13 protein-coding genes are annotated in these 15,604 nt (G+C 42.8%); 6 read left to right on the plus strand and 7 right to left on the minus strand.

Going from position 1 to position 15,604, the window contains the following annotated elements; translation table 11 throughout:
• Window positions 1-4: 4 nt before the first annotated feature.
• A complete protein-coding gene (locus tag DQQ10_RS06660) occupies window positions 5-1,450 on the plus strand; it encodes an MFS transporter (RefSeq protein WP_112746044.1) in 1,446 nt (481 codons plus the stop codon).
• Between the two features lie 44 nt (window positions 1,451-1,494).
• The gene (locus DQQ10_RS06665) at window positions 1,495-6,267 is read left to right on the plus strand and encodes a tetratricopeptide repeat protein (protein ID WP_112746045.1); all 4,773 of its coding nucleotides are present in this window, start codon (window positions 1,495-1,497) and stop codon (window positions 6,265-6,267) included.
• Window positions 6,268-6,279: 12 nt separating this feature from the next.
• Here DQQ10_RS06665 and DQQ10_RS06670 read toward each other — a convergent pair whose 3' ends face one another.
• Genes DQQ10_RS06670 through DQQ10_RS06690 form a run of 5 tightly spaced genes read right to left on the minus strand, consistent with a single transcriptional unit; the run spans window position 6,280 to window position 8,669 of the window.
• Window positions 6,280-6,846 carry a DUF4256 domain-containing protein gene (locus DQQ10_RS06670; protein WP_112746046.1) on the minus strand — a complete coding sequence of 189 codons (567 nt, stop codon included), beginning with the start codon at window positions 6,844-6,846 and terminating at the stop codon, window positions 6,280-6,282.
• A gap of 29 nt (window positions 6,847-6,875) precedes the next feature.
• Complete coding sequence (locus tag DQQ10_RS06675; protein WP_112746047.1) at window positions 6,876-7,454, minus strand: YdeI/OmpD-associated family protein; 579 nt, start codon at window positions 7,452-7,454, stop codon at window positions 6,876-6,878.
• A 13-nt stretch (window positions 7,455-7,467) separates the two neighbouring features.
• Entirely contained in the window at window positions 7,468-7,851 is a 384-nt protein-coding gene (locus DQQ10_RS06680) for a DoxX family protein (protein ID WP_112746048.1), read from the minus strand.
• Window positions 7,852-7,857: 6 nt separating this feature from the next.
• Window positions 7,858-8,340, minus strand: coding sequence for an SRPBCC domain-containing protein (locus DQQ10_RS06685; RefSeq protein WP_112746049.1), 483 nt, complete (start codon window positions 8,338-8,340; stop codon window positions 7,858-7,860).
• 5 nt (window positions 8,341-8,345) lie between these two features.
• Window positions 8,346-8,669 carry an ArsR/SmtB family transcription factor gene (locus DQQ10_RS06690; protein ID WP_112746050.1) on the minus strand — a complete coding sequence of 108 codons (324 nt, stop codon included), beginning with the start codon at window positions 8,667-8,669 and terminating at the stop codon, window positions 8,346-8,348.
• Window positions 8,670-8,884: 215 nt separating this feature from the next.
• On the opposite strand from DQQ10_RS06690, the gene DQQ10_RS06695 reads away from it, so the two are divergent.
• From DQQ10_RS06695 to DQQ10_RS06705, 3 genes are all read left to right on the plus strand, one after another.
• Window positions 8,885-9,445 (plus strand): sugar O-acetyltransferase, encoded by a 561-nt coding sequence (locus tag DQQ10_RS06695; protein ID WP_112746051.1) that lies wholly within the window; start codon window positions 8,885-8,887, stop codon window positions 9,443-9,445.
• 68 nt (window positions 9,446-9,513) lie between these two features.
• On the plus strand, window positions 9,514-10,773 hold the full coding sequence (locus DQQ10_RS06700) for a glycoside hydrolase family 28 protein (protein ID WP_112746052.1): 1,260 nt from the start codon (window positions 9,514-9,516) through the stop codon (window positions 10,771-10,773).
• A 35-nt stretch (window positions 10,774-10,808) separates the two neighbouring features.
• On the plus strand, window positions 10,809-13,676 hold the full coding sequence (locus DQQ10_RS06705; RefSeq protein ID WP_112746053.1) for a glycoside hydrolase family 2 TIM barrel-domain containing protein: 2,868 nt from the start codon (window positions 10,809-10,811) through the stop codon (window positions 13,674-13,676).
• Between the two features lie 23 nt (window positions 13,677-13,699).
• Here DQQ10_RS06705 and DQQ10_RS06710 read toward each other — a convergent pair whose 3' ends face one another.
• Together DQQ10_RS06710 and DQQ10_RS06715 are read right to left on the minus strand one after the other, a co-directional pair.
• The gene (locus DQQ10_RS06710; protein ID WP_112746054.1) at window positions 13,700-14,119 is read right to left on the minus strand and encodes a VOC family protein; all 420 of its coding nucleotides are present in this window, start codon (window positions 14,117-14,119) and stop codon (window positions 13,700-13,702) included.
• A 31-nt stretch (window positions 14,120-14,150) separates the two neighbouring features.
• Window positions 14,151-14,894: a helix-turn-helix domain-containing protein gene (locus DQQ10_RS06715; RefSeq protein WP_112746055.1), complete on the minus strand. Its 744-nt coding sequence runs from the start codon at window positions 14,892-14,894 to the stop codon at window positions 14,151-14,153.
• Window positions 14,895-15,206: 312 nt separating this feature from the next.
• On the opposite strand from DQQ10_RS06715, the gene DQQ10_RS27745 reads away from it, so the two are divergent.
• Complete coding sequence (locus DQQ10_RS27745; RefSeq protein WP_133259565.1) at window positions 15,207-15,599, plus strand: hypothetical protein; 393 nt, start codon at window positions 15,207-15,209, stop codon at window positions 15,597-15,599.
• The last annotated feature ends 5 nt before the right edge of the window (window positions 15,600-15,604 follow it).

Consider the following 15,604-nt stretch of genomic DNA (forward strand, 5'->3'; position numbering starts at 1 on the left):
TTCCATGCAACTCCGAAAAAATGAAATAGACCGTTGTGTCTATGTATTAGAAAAAGGTTATGTTCCAGAAGAAATTGTCTGGACGATCGTGGTATGGGCAATCGTATCGGCGATACAATACTTACTCATTTCCGTTTTCCATTGGACCGCCGCCATCATCGTAAGCCTCATCGCTGCGCTATTGGTTTCAGCGTTAGTCCAGGGATTAAAAGGGTTTGGAGGCAACGGTGTGAATAGACGCAGCGGTCCTTCCCTAGACATTACGATTTTGCTTTTCGGCGTCGCGATCGTAACACTAAACTGTTTAGGTGTGAACGAACTCGTGCATCGCTGGACCGGTCAAGCATGGAATCCATATTTGCTTTATGGGTGGCTCATTGTTGCAATCGGTGGCCCTATTACATTCGGACTTATTCAGCGTGCTCGCGCCTACCAGACTTTGCGTAAACATTCAAAAGAATACGTTTCGATACATCTCGACGTTTACCATTATCAGGAACTTTTCATTTACCTTGAAAAGGTAGAATTTTTAGATCCAAAGACTGGTGCATACGAGGAAATCGTAGATCTCATGCGGCACTTCGATTATCACCCGTATGGAGAACTGAAACAAGAAGAACTCAGTAGCCAGATCGGACGGTCAATGAACAACCACTGCCAACAGTCGATCTACATTCCTAAAGACACAAATAAATTCATTCTTTCATGGTACTCCGCAACGGAAGACAAATACTTCTCCGATGAATTCGTTTTTAAGTACGAGCGATTTGCGCCTCATCTAAAAAAACTCCCATACGGTACAATGAACACCTTCCATGGCATCGATGTCACTGAACTCAACGCGATCGACATACACATCAAGTCAGCCGGTCGCGTAGATCTTTATACCAACCAATGGCTCACCTTCTTTTATTGGGATGTCGCTGAAGTAGCCATCACAGAAGAGGCGAAGGAACGCTACATGAATACAATACGACAACGTTTACCTATACCAGGAGATAAGCAGAACTTCCTGAACGAAATCAATAAGATCGTCAAATCAAATCGAATTGAAAAAAGATTTGAAGCACAGGGAAAGCGTTTTTTATGGAGTATGAGTTTAGAGGGTCTTGGGGAGCTTACGCATAGCATAGACATTGACGATACAGAATTTAAACACCACAGAAAATCAATAGACATGCTGGCTACCCCGACAAGCGAATGTCTACCAGAAAAAATCACAATATTCAAACGCCTTAGCGACGAGCTCTACTTCTACTTTTACGTCTACATCGACCGCGATCAACTCTACGATTGCGTGCAAGCGATATCTAGAGGCTCAGCAGAAACTCCAATTCACTTCGACCTAAGTGTAGGAAATCGGATGAAGAAAGAGATGACATTCACCGTGACCGGCAACAACAATCGCATTGAATTTAAATATTGGCAGGTAAACACCACAGGCACATAAAGCCACTATCGCAAACCAAATATTGATTACCAAACTTATCCAGCATGTTAGCAATTAAAGCAGTCGAAGATTCATTTAAAAGAATTGTAGAAAATGCGATTCATGAAGAAAAAATAAACACGCAATTGTTGCGCATGCTCATCATCAAACCGAATTCGACGTTCGATGCATTGCATGTTTACCATTCCAACCATTGGGATGCCGACTACGATTATTCTGACTACAGTAAAATTGCACCGCTTGGGCAAATAGACATCAATGATTGGTTAAAAGAGTCGATGTTGACATACGAATCAAAAGATGTGTCGTCGGATTTTATCGCAAAGGCGGCCGATGTCACCGAGCATTACGGTTACAACGTGCCTCAGTTGGGGTTTGATCATGTTCTCGACGAAAATTTTCGCGCATACCTTATTTGTCGACGAGAGTTACTGATTTCAAACATTACGACAGCAATCCGAAATGCTGCCAAGTTCTTTGAGGGAGCATTTACGCATGTTGTCGGCTTCATACTTCACGAGATGGTTCTGTACAAGACGGGAAAAAGAGACAACCAGCTCCTTGCCTTTTCGAATGTCAATGTTACGGCACCCTTCTTCCGTGTGGATCTATTCATTCAAAAATTTGGTAGTACGTCACCCTATCTTGGTTTCCATGAGGACGGCTTTACACTAATTTTCCCGACAGGCGATTTGAATGGAATGACGGATGATGATGACGCAATCAAGAGTTCCGTGTACACCTTCTCATTAGCGTCACTTAAATTTATAAACGTGTTAGAGAACGATTCTGACATTTTCTTCAGACCTAATGACGAATTTGAAAGCTGGAAGATATCGCCCGATTACGACGAGTCACCGGCATCGAAACAGGCCTTGCGTGAGGCGTTCAATCGGTTAGCTGAAAGACATCCAGAGAAAGCATTAACATTAGATAAGATTTCTCACCCCTTACACGAGCCCGACGCTTTTGCAGAATGGATCCAATTCTTCATTGACCACGACATCAAGTTAAAAGATCACCATGAAAAGCAGATTATAGCGTTTGGAGATGATGCTGTCAATCATACGCTTACTTTAATACCGAAAGCGCAGATTAAATATCAGAATCTACGCAAGGCATGGATCGACGATCACATCAAGTCTCACCATTTTGAAAAGGCAATTCAAGCAATGATTGCCGATGAAATCTTCTTCGACACCGAAAAGACCAAACTGCTATTGCTGTACTATTACGTAGGAGATTACACTAATTTTCAAAAACACTTACAGAACCTTCCAGAAGGTACCGAAAAACGAAATGCAACCGCCATACAATTTCTGTTTGAAATCGAAAACGTAAAAAAAGACATCACCGCTTTAACGAACCTAGACGAAGAAATCGAAAAACACATCACTGCTGCAAAAAACAGCTTAAGTGCAGAACTCGCGAAAGCGGCGCGCGTTAAATTGTCTTTAGTGCAAGACAATATTCAAAAGGCAAGAGAACTTTTTAATACTATTGATCTAGACTACTATGTTATTCCGTCCTTCCTCGAAATAACGTTTAAAGATTTTCAATTTGCGCAAGAATGCCTGCGGCGATATCACTTTAGGACTGAACAAAAGAAAACAGTATCCGATTGGATCGATACACATGCACTCACCATTCCCGATGTTGAAGAAACAAAAACTACGATCCACACCCACCCGTTCTATTTCGAAGAAGCCGAAACGATCACGCTCGATCAGCGAATGGATGCCGTTTTCCCGATCGATGAACAAACGTGTATCATCAAGTACCGCGACAACAAAATCAAATATTGCCGAGTAACGAGACGCGCAATCGAAACACTCGACAGCTACGACCTCAACAGCAGTAAACTTGCCTACATCAAATTTGGTAGTAACACGATCTACGTTTCATTGCAAGACCGAGGAGTACTCACCTTCACAGTAATGAACGAAAAGTTCGTTCAAGGTGAGACTATTGGAAATATAAATGCACGTTGGCAATATTCAACCATCGCAATTCAAGAAAACTTCCTCTTCGCTGAGAATGAAATGTGTCTTGAGATATTTGATCTGAATAAGTCAACGACAAAACCCATTAACGCTAACATCTTCATCGATGACGCCACGAGCATTACGCCACATGGAGATCTACTGATCATCGCCGGAAGGACGACAAAGTTAATTGACATCAGCAACAAACATGAGCCGCGACTTATTTCGGCGCTCAAGAATTTCCACGAAGGGCACAACGGTCATCTTCAATTAATTGAAAATTTCCTTATCAGCAGTGCGATCATCGACATCAGTAATCCACACAAGCCGCGATTCGTTGGTGCCGTTCACGAACGACCTGCACCGCTTCACAACTTCAGTCGCGAAGAACTTAGCTCGGTTTATGCCACTACCGGCGATGCCCTGCTAAAACAATTCGACGCTAGCACGCAAACACTAAAGCATTGGCTTTTGTGCCGCATGGCAGGAAGTGAATACGGCCTATCGCTATACCGTTGCTTGGGTGTAGTGTATACAGGCGCAACATTGATCGCCTTTTCTGAAGATGAAATTAAATTCCTTAACAAAGTAGAAAACCAACAATACACAGCACCCGCCATTAACTTGCAAGAACCGATCTCAAAAATGGTTTTCGATACGCTATCAAAATTATATGAAACGCATCCTGACTTTCTCATCGGGAAAGTGATACTCGCTCCACCATTTGAGCATCCATCCACACAAAACGACGCATGGCCTATCATTAATATTGAATTTCATTACTGCAATGCGCCATTCATCACAGCAAGCGTAGAAGACAAACAAAGGTCTCTTCCGATCTTCCATGCTTCATTGAACTTGTACTTGTATTTCGCTACCGAATATCCAGATGTAGTGTATCAGCCTGGCAAAACAAGAATTAAATTCAATACTGCCGAAATCTTCAACGCAATTAAGGCAGACCAACGATTCCAAGGAATGGCTGCAAAACACGTAGCGTTTATCTCGCAGCAAAAGGCAGAATGGTTACATTATCCCCACAACCGTTGGACGCCATTTCAGGAAACGCATGTCGACGATCGCAAAACCGTGAAAGAAATTATTCTCAGTAATAACGAAAACCTCATTGAAAAATTAAAGAAGGAAATTGAAAGCGATCCCGAAATTTTAGATCAAGTACTTGCATTACTACCGGTGAATAATACCGCAAGCGCACCCTTACCGACCAACGACATCGCGACGTTCACCAACCGGGATACGTCAATTCCATTACCAAGAAAGGTCACCTATGTTGAAGGACCGAGATACTCACCTTCACCAGACGAAGCGAGTGAATCAATCGATCACCATCGCTTGCATGATACCGCCTTATACTTGTTGTCTGCACATCCGGATCGGGCATTGGTTAAAAATACGATCCTGAATGGAGCACGTTACAACATCCCAAGGCCAATTGCGTCAACAGCATCCGAGCTGAGCATTAACCAACGCTACCTCAATTACATCGCCCGTAACGATCATCGTTTCTTCGATGAATTTAAAGACGACAGCGATGTAAAGGATTTCCTGACGCACGTGATCGCTACATCAACGATCGTTGTCCAATCGGCGCAACTTGCGTATCGCTACGGCTGGCATGATCATATTGCGTTGCAACGGTATATTGAATCCGTATTGAACTTTGACGATTTTGATTTCTACACCTATCGCGGAAACCACTTTGATTATGTTATCGATCTTGCTGCCCTACCGGGCGAATCCTTTGAACCCTTCATCCATCACCTTCTAGAATTACTCGACGAATATCAGTACAACGATGAAGCCCACCAAAGTGTAGAAAGTAGCGCCGTTGCCGTCGTTGATATGCTTTCCAAAGCAGGGCACCTTTCCATACCACCCAAGATTTATGCGCGTGTAAAAAAATTAAAAGGCCTCTACGAAAAATACGATGTTGCCGCACTTGATATCGATTCTGACGACGAGGAGCATTACCTTCTCCGAATGGTTCGCGGATATCATGTCCGTAAAGTCATTTCGAATGTTCATATCCCAGGAAGAACGCCGCTTTATGAAACCGCATTTGACGTTGAACCATACCCCGCTTCATGGTTTAATTTCTTCACGACGCTATGGCATGAAGGGCTAGCATACGCTCCATCGTTCCCGAAGACTTTTATTGCACGTCTTTGCGAAAATGTAAGTGGCAACGAAAAATACAATCATGATCGTAATATGGCTTTTCATTTCGTTCAGTACGGATACAAGCAGATCATCGAAAAGCCTCACCTTGCAGAACACATTGTTAAAGTAGCGGTAGCGATTTCACAGCATCAAAACTTATTTGACGCAGCGATAGATTTCTCAAAACTCCAAGAGAAAGCAAAGTTCGCATTACTCCAAAGTGCCTGGAACGACGTAAAAGAAAAGAACTTAAATGACGCCGAAGAAAAGTGTGACGCGCTGTTAGATCTAGATTCCAACTTTGGTCAAGCCTATTTTTTGAAAGCGCGCTTACTTTGGTTACAGCATGGTGTAGAAGCCTATCTCAAACAACACGATACGTTCATTGATAAAGCCCATCATGACAAAGCCGCCGTTGCACGCCTATACAATCTAAGCGGCTGCGCACTCGACGACCAAAAGCGTTACAACGAAGCACTTCCCTACTTTGAGAAAGCTGCACTCACATCGCCCCAAGAAGCCATGTACCTCGCTAACATTGCGGAGATCCATCACAAAATGGGTCAAGCCAAAGAAGCAAAAAGTTATGCACGCAAAGCCAAGCTGCTGCAATACGATTCAGATATGATCAGAAAAATATTGGGAGAATAATTTTAAGTGCATTTATACGTGAAGTGCGCCGCGAAAGCCACGCACACCGTAGTAGGATTCTGCGCCATTGTGGTATAGAAATACACGATCATATCGGCGATCACAGAATAAAGCACCGCCGAGTTCGCGAACTTCAGAAGGCGTTAGCACCCAGCTTGACGTCTTCAAATCAAACTCACCCAATGTCTGCAAGAAGCGGTATTCCTCTTCGGTAAGCATGTCGATCCCCATTTCGGCTGCCATTTCGATCGCACTGTTTTTCGGCTTATGCTCCTTCCGAGATTGGAGCGCCTCATCATCGTAACAAATGCTTCTCCTACCCTTCGGGGTTTCTGGAGAACAGTCCATAAATGTGAAGGTTCCGGCGGACTTGTCATAACCCACTACATCGGGTTCTCCACCAGAAATTTCCATTTCGTGCAGTGACCATAGTTTCGCTGGATGAGATTCCAATCTGGCCTGAACTTTCAACCAATCCATGCTCTTATGACGCTTCATATTTTTTTCAAAGCGTTCTTGAAGTGTCGCTAGCAATTCCTCCGATTGCTCGGCCGTGAGTTTCTTTTTGCTATTTTTCATTCTTACGTCGATGTTAACGTGTTACGCTTTCAATCTTCCAAACCTCGTCCTTCTAAAATCTGTGGCGCATATTTCTCGACACGCGCCTCTCGTGTTTTCGCCTGTTTCGCTTGCGAAAAATATAATAGATAGCCCCGCTGACGTCCAGGTGTGAGTGAATAAAAAGCCTTCTTTAGCGCAGCACTCCTATTCAGTCGCTTTTGAAATTCAGCCGGCACTTCAAACTCAGCCGCTTTTTTCATTGGCACTTTCAGACCAGCTTCCTCAGCTTCGATAGCCTCGTACACATATTTCTTGATGACACTTTTAAGTTTCGTGATTTCGGGCAGAGTAGTGAAACGAATTTGTCTGGCAGCTTGTACGTTCTTGGTTTGCTGAATCAGAATTCCCCTCGGATCTTTTAAGAGCGCACCTTTCATAAAGAGTAACGCACAATAATCTTTAAATCCGTGTATCAATACGATGTTATTTTTCTCAAATGTATAACACGGACATCCCCACTTCAACTCTTCGTTGAGGCCACAATCGAGAATAATCTCTCTTAACCTGGCATACTCATTTTGCCACTTTGTATCCTTATCAAAAAACCAATCGACGCGTGGATTCATACTTGTATTGATTTTAAGGGTTAACGGAACTAACTTTTCTTTCAGCAGGTCTAAAGTACCAAGATATTACGGTGAGAAGCAACAAAAGCGACGGACCGAAGAATTCTTTCGCTGCATCGCCGTGTGCAAAGTGCGAGTATACAGCGCCTGACATAGCAAAGAAAAAGCCGGCGTATGCCCATTCTTTCACCAGCGGAAACCTTGGAAGGAGTATAGCCACTACACCGAGCAACTTCCACACACCAAGCAATGGAAGGATATATGCAGGGTAACCTAGATTAGCAATGAAATCGATTTCTTGATTTCGCATGATTAGCTGAAATACACCCGTTGACACCATGCCTAGCGAGAGCCATCCTGTGGCAATCCAATAAATGATTTTATCTCTCTTCTTCAGAACATGCTATTTTAGTTTGTGAACAATTTCCTGTAGTCTATTGTGGGCCATATTCATGCCTTGCGAGAATGGCATTTTTAACATTTGATCACGAAGCTCAATCGACTTGTAAATCACATGAATCGTGAGTTTACTTGTATCTTCTGTTAATTCAGAAAAATCCAAGAACTCCAGTTGCACGGGAAAGGGTGTATTGTTCATTTCGAAAGTTCTCGTGATTTTTTTGTTTGGCTCGAAATCGTGAAAAACACCATTCGCTTGAAACACTACATTTCCTTGTAGATCGCTTGTCTGAAATAACCAACCGCCGTGTGCTCTCGCTTCTAATTTCTTCACTTTTGTCGTTCCATAGTCATGCGACATCCATTGCTCAAAAATATCAGGCTCAACATGCGCTCTAAAAAGTAGCTCTACGGGAAGGTCGAACTCGCGCGTAATCAGTAAGTCATGCTTCCCTTCTTCTGCTGTAATTTTTGTTTTACGTTCCATACAACTTATTTTTTTGTCTTATACTTTTTCATGATACTCTCGAGTTTATTAAAGCGATCATCCCACATTTTGCGGAACGGCTCAATGAAGTCTGCAATCTCTTTCATCTTCTGTGGATTTAAGTGATAATACATTTCGCGTCCCTGCTGTTCTTGTCCCAGCAGTTCACACTCAGTTAAGATTTGCAAATGCTTCGAAACCGTTGGTCTCGCGGTATCAAAGTTCGAGGCGATTGCCCCCGCTGTCATAGATTGCGACGCTACCAACAAGAGTATAGCCCTTCTGGTCGGATCTGCAATGGCCTGAAATACATCTCTTCTTAAATTCATTATGTAGCTATTTGACTACACGAAATAACATGTAGTTATTTAGCTACGCAAATTTTCAGCAGATTTTTTTCTCATTTTTTTCATTTTAAAACCAAAACCATCTTTATTACGCTCATAGAAGGGGTTTTACCGACCACTCAAGTATTCGTACTGAAGCGACTAAAGCTGTACGATCAGTTATGAAGAAACTGCACACCATAAACTAACCGTTGACTATGAAAACCGAAAAAGAAAAAATGATTGCTGGCGAATTGTATAATGCGCTCGATAAAGTATTAAGCGACGAAAGAGTAGCAACGCGTCTTTTACTACAGCAGTTGAATGAATCCAGAGAAGATGCGCCACAACGTCGTAGCGATATTATAAAAACACTACTCCCCCATGCTGCCACCGATGTTTGGATACAACCACCATTCTACTGCGACTATGGCTATAATATAAAGATCGGTGAAAAGGTATTCTTCAATTTCAATTGTGTCGTGCTGGACGTCACACACGTTACAATCGGAAATCGAACCTTGATGGGCCCGAACGTACAAATCTATACTGCCACGCATCCCATCGATTTTCGCGAACGTGCCACAGGGCTGGAGTACGCCAAACCGATCACGATTGGTGAAGATGTGTGGATTGGTGGAAGTTCCATACTTTGCCCAGGTATTACAATTGGCGACAGATCTGTAATTGGCGCCGGAAGTGTTGTCACCAAAGACATCCCAGCCGATGTATTCGCTGCCGGCAATCCCTGCCGCGTAATTCGTTCGCTCAAGTCATGACACCACAGGACAGTCGAAGGATGTAATCGGAGTTATTTTATGCCCATTCGAGATAATGTAAACACACGATGACGCTCCGACTCCTTACACTTTGTCTATTCGCGCACTTCACCCTAAACGCGCAAGATTTTGTCATCACCAAATTCGGTGTGGCAAGTGATAGTACACAACTTAGCACCAAAACAATTCAAGATGTAATTGACCGTGCACATGAGGTCGGAGGCGGAACAGTTGTTATTCCGAAAGGCGTTTTCCTGACTGGCGCGCTATTCTTTAAGCCAAAAACAAATCTTCGTCTTGAAGAAGGCGCCGTACTGAAGGGTTCGGATAACATTGATGACTATCCGCTCATCCCGTCGCGCATGGAAGGTCGGAGCATTCTCTACTATGCCGCACTCATCAATGCCTATTATGTTGACAATTTTTCTGTTGCTGGTCCTGGCAAGATTGATGGCAACGGGCTGAAATATTGGAAGAAATTCTGGTCACATCGCGATTCGTTAAAAAGTCTTGGAAAAGAAAGTACAAACTTAGAAGTACACCGTCCGCGACTTGTCTTTATATGGGGCTGCAATAATATCAAGTTACAAGGCGTAAAACTTCACAACGCGGGGTTCTGGACAACGCACCTCTATCAGTGCAACAATATTCTGATTGAAGGTTGTGACATCAGAGCGCCTTATCGACCTGTACCTGCACCTAGTAGTGATGGTATTGACCTTGATGTTTGCAAAAAAGTCGTTATTAGAAATTGTTATATCTCGGTGCACGACGATGCTATTTGCATTAAAGGAGGAAAAGGGCCGGATGCACACCTTCTTCCGCAAAACGGGATGATCGATGATGTGCTAATTGAAAACTGTACAATCGGCGAAGCACATGCGACGCTGACATTCGGCAGCGAATGTGTTCACGGACGAAATGTAACCATGCGTAATTGTAAGATCAATAACAACTCGCCCCTGCTCAAATTCAAAATGCGTCCCGATACGTACCAAGTTTATGAAAACATTACCGTCGACAATATCACGGGAAAAGTCGGCTCCATTATCAATATGAATCCATGGAAGCAGTTTTTTAATCTAGACGGATCGACTGCAAAACCATTTGGAACCGTACGGAACATCACCCTGTCGAATATTAATGTTTCCTGCAACAAGGTTGGCGACATCGAAGGAAACCCAAATGATGTTGTGCAAAATTTCAAGATTATATCAAGTGACATCAAAGCAGAAAATCCAACGCTAAGAAATATTTACAAAGATGTCACCATTCTCAATGTTACAGTGAACAATAAGCCGTTAGTGTTAGACAAGTCAAAGAAATAAAGTCAAATCGATTCTCAAATTTATTGCTACCGCGTATGGATAACATACAAAAATATATCATAGCCTGTTTGATTGTATCTACACAAGCATTCGCGTCTACGATCTTCGCGCAAACCGTAAATGCATTAACCGAGATTCAATATTTGTCAGGCCGAGATAATCGTTCATCAACAACTTGGGACTTTTGGTGCACTGGAGGGCGCAACAGCGGCAAGTGGACAAAGATCATTGTGCCTTCGCATTGGGAGCAACAAGGTTTTGGCGAATACAATTATGGTCGCGACTATGTTACTTATGGCAAGAACTTCAAGTTTGAAGAAGAAAAAGGAATCTATCGCCATACGTTTACGGTACCGAAAACATGGAAGAACAAACTCATCAGCATCGTATTTGAAGGATCGATGACTGACACAGAAGTAAAGATCAACGGAAAACTCGCGGGACCAATTCATCAGGGTTCGTTCTATAGATTCTCATACGACATCACTGATAAGCTCAAACCATCAGGAAATAATATATTGGAAGTGACGGTTAGTAAGATGTCTACAGACAAGTCCGTAAACAACGCAGAGCGCCTTGCGGACTACTGGATCTTCGGTGGAATTTTCAGGCCTGTATATCTTCAAGCCGTTCCGCGTGAACATATTGAATGGACATCGATTGACGCCAAAGCAGATGGAACGTTCGCCATGCGTGCTTACGTAAACAATCTTGATGCAAACACAAATGCTACAGCCGAAATCATAGACAAGCGAGGAAAGATCCTTACAACAGTCACTGCTACGAGAACAGACTCTACCCTCCATTTCAAAGACAAAATTTCAAACCCACTATGTTGGACAGCCGAAACACCAAATCTCTATACTATACGTGTAACGCTGCAAAAAGGAAGTCGAATGATCCACCAGGTCACTGACAAATTTGGATTTCGCACCATTGCAATACGCAGTGGGGATGGCATCTATGTGAACGATGTTAAAATCAAAATGAAAGGTGTTAACCGTCATGTGTGGTGGCCCGAAACCGGAAGAACTATTAATCGCAACATTGACCTTAACGATGTGCTGCTGATGAAAGAGATGAACATGAATGCGGTTCGTTGTTCGCACTATCCACCCGACAAAAGTTTTCTACGCATCTGTGATTCGCTCGGCTTGTATGTTATTGATGAACTCGCTGGCTGGCAAAAAGCATATAGCACTGAAACAGGATTGAAACTTGTCAAGGAGATGGTAATACGGGATGTGAATCATCCGAGCATAATATTTTGGAGCAATGGCAATGAGGGTGGACATAACAAAGAACTCGATGACGATTACCATTTGTATGATCTCTCCAAACGTCCTGTGATTCATGCGCATCATCGGCCGGGAAATCATTTCAATGGAATTGATTGCAACCACTATGAAGATTATTACAGTACCAAGAAAATACTGAACGACTCATTAATCTACATGCCAACCGAATTTCTACATGCACAAGACGACGGTGGTGGCGCGGCAGCACTCGAAGATTTCTGGGAGCTCCATTGGCAAGAGAAGCGTGGTGCCGGTGGATTCCTATGGGCACTCGTGGATGAAGGGCTTGTACGAACTGACTTTCCAGGTGTTGTGGATGTAAATGGCGTGAACGCACCCGACGGAATTTTGGGACCACATCGACAGAAAGAAGGAAGCTTCTACGCGATTCGACAAATCTATAGTCCTGTAAAAATATCGATGAAGTCTATACCCGATAATTTCAATGGACAAATTCAACTCGAAAATAGATTCCATTTTACATCGCTAGACCAATGCTCGTTTAAATGGTCACTACTCAAATTCAGCAAGCCGTTTCAAACAACGAAAGTCGACACGATCAATACAGGTGCATTACGTGGGCCGTCCATTCTCCCGCTTCATTCTGGTCAATTAAATATTTCGCTGCCCTTAACATGGAAAGACGCTGACGCATTGCGCTTGGTTGCTTATGATGACACAGGAACAAGTATCTGCGAATGGACTTGGACTGTTTCGAGGGAGCAAAAGATTGTCGATAAAATTATCAACAAAGATTCCGTCTCATCTATTGCGATTACCGAAAGTGATTCAACACTTGCACTTAAAGCAAATGGTATCACGATCGTGTTAAGTAAACGCAATGGACAACTTATACAACTTGAGAATGACTTTAGCGCTAAGCTATCATTCGCGAATGGCCCAATTTTAACGACCGGGATCAATACACTTAAACATTTCAAACACTATTCAACACATGGCGCTCACGTTGCGGAAGCTTCATTCGATGGTAATCTTAAATATTGTCGCTGGAAGATGACTACCTCGGGTTGGGTAGAATTGGAATATGAATATCATCTCCAAGGAACGTACCCTTTTGCAGGCATTTCTTTTAATTATCCAGAAAACTTCATCCTTGGTGTGAAGTGGTTGGGCAAAGGACCTTATCGTGTTTGGAAAAATAGAATGCACGGCACATTAGGTATATGGGAAAAGCGTAACAACGGAACACATACAGGAAGCGCGCCGTGGTTATATCCGGAATTCAAAGGATATCATGCGGATGTGCAATGGATGGAATTCAATACCGTTGAAGGGAAATTCCTTGTCGTCGCGAAAGAGAAAAATCTAACGGTACGGCTATTCGATTTCTATGCGCTGTCCGGTAAACGAATGCACCCGGCGCTTCCTCCAGGCGACATTTCATTTTTAGACTACATTCCTCCAACAGGAACGAAGCTCGCCTTAAACATTAATACCAACACCAAAAACCTTGGACCAAACAGTGAACAAAATGTAATCGACGCACCGATAAAAAGAAGCTTATATTTCTTTTTTGGACTACCAAAATCGAATGACAGCGAAAAGCAGTTTACGATGCCAAGTGTAAATGTGCTTACTGACTAGCGCGAACGTAACCCAACGCTGTGCTAAACTTTCTCTGCAATGCCAATGACATAACCGTTGATATCACGGAGATAAAACTCTCTCATACCATACCAGGCATTCTTAATTTCAGTGATGGTCACTTGATGTTTCTTAATCCGATTGTAAAAATCATCGACACCAGAAACTTCCATGTAGAACGAAACCGTCGCGCCGATAGACTTCTGGTCGACGAGTGTTACATCGTGATGAAAAGTATCACTGCGTTGAAACATTAGTTCGATTCCATCTTTGGCGACAAGTGCGTATACATATTGCTTATTGGCGGCGATGGTGTCCTCAATTCCATCCTGACTCTCGGGTACAGCCATAATGAGACTGAAGCCCAACACATCCTGATAAAATTTGACCGTTTCATTAATGCTCGATACTGAAAAATTAGGCGTAAGCTTTTCGACTTTCATGCTAGATCGTTTATTTGATGATGCAGCAATATTAATCGGGCTTGATTGTACTTAATTGTAAAAATCGGTCGTTTTTAAATTTGTGTAATTCGTGAGGCGTTACACCTGTATACTTTTTAATTTCTTTCACGAAATGAGATTGATCAAAATATTTCGGCGTAGGGTGGAGATTTCCTTTGGCGATCTCACGGTACGTTCCATGCGCGCGAATGATGCTGAGAAATGTTTTTAACGGAAATCCAAAACGATCTTGAAAATAACGATTGATTTGTCGACTATTCCAATGTACCTCGTCTGCAACAGCGCCCACACTTTGCACCTCTCCACTGTAACTTGCTTCGAACAGTTTCAGCTTTCTTGTATCTATATTCTGAAATTGTTTCAGCGCAAGGTTTAGTCTGCTGGACATCGTACTCACAGCAAAATCGAAATCATCGAACTGCATTTGATCAATTCCCCAAAAGTCGAATGGAAGTGAAACCGATGTATTAAGAATTGGTTTGATGTTATAGCGTAATAGGTAATCGGCGGCCAATAACTTGAATCGTAGTGCGAACATTTTGGTTTGCGGCAAGATGGTAATGTCTACCGGTTGCGTCCACACACCTGTCAGTTTAACCTTCGTCAATTGGTCTTGCTGAAATTCAATGATCAGATCGAAGCAACCATCAGGTATGATTGTATATGGAATAGGTTGCCCGCCGTTGTAAGCATATTTCCAGAAGCATTTTACAAAATGCGATAAAAATCCCTGTGTTTTAACCTGGTGATACATGCGTTGCAATTACAACTAACAAGTCCATCAGCGCAAGTCGTCGATACTTTTTATAACCATTTCAAGGCAAAAGGCACATCATCCAAGCACCTAGGTCATGCTGGGCGATACAGGCATAGGCCGACAAATTCGTATTGTGATTCAAATCGAAACACCGAAACAAACGTTAGCATCGCGCAAAAAGCGGATTTCAAAATGATTTTCTGGCATAAGTCAACATTGTAGACAAAATCACGTTTGACGATTCTATAATATGTTCGTAGCTTTGTTCACCAAATGACGACTAACCCGCTGTAGTAACAGCGACCTCTCATGAAAGCAACACTTAGTCATAGACTAGTTTTAATTCTTTGCTTTTTCTTCGTTTTCGTCACTGCCGATTCAAAAACAAATGAGTCTGCAGCAGTAAAAACCACGTCATTTCAAGGACAAGAAAAGTCGGTCCAACAACCGACGCATCGATTCCAACTACCAGTCAAATCACTTCCTGCCCTACCCGGCGCCGAGTTACCTGATACTAACGAAGCCGAAGAAGAGCCTAGCTTTGATGACGAGACTAGTGAATATTGGAGTCACGCTATTGCGCACCATCGCGATGGCAGTTTATCTGGGCGTTCCCGCCTTCCCTTTACAAGAATATTAGAAAATCGCCCTACTGTTTCGCTCTTCATTCTCCACCATTCCTGGAAGAGTTATCTACGCTAGTTTTT

It is taken from the genome of Pseudochryseolinea flava (genome assembly GCF_003286915.1).
GTDB classification, from domain to species: domain Bacteria; phylum Bacteroidota; class Bacteroidia; order Cytophagales; family Cyclobacteriaceae; genus Ohtaekwangia; species Ohtaekwangia flava.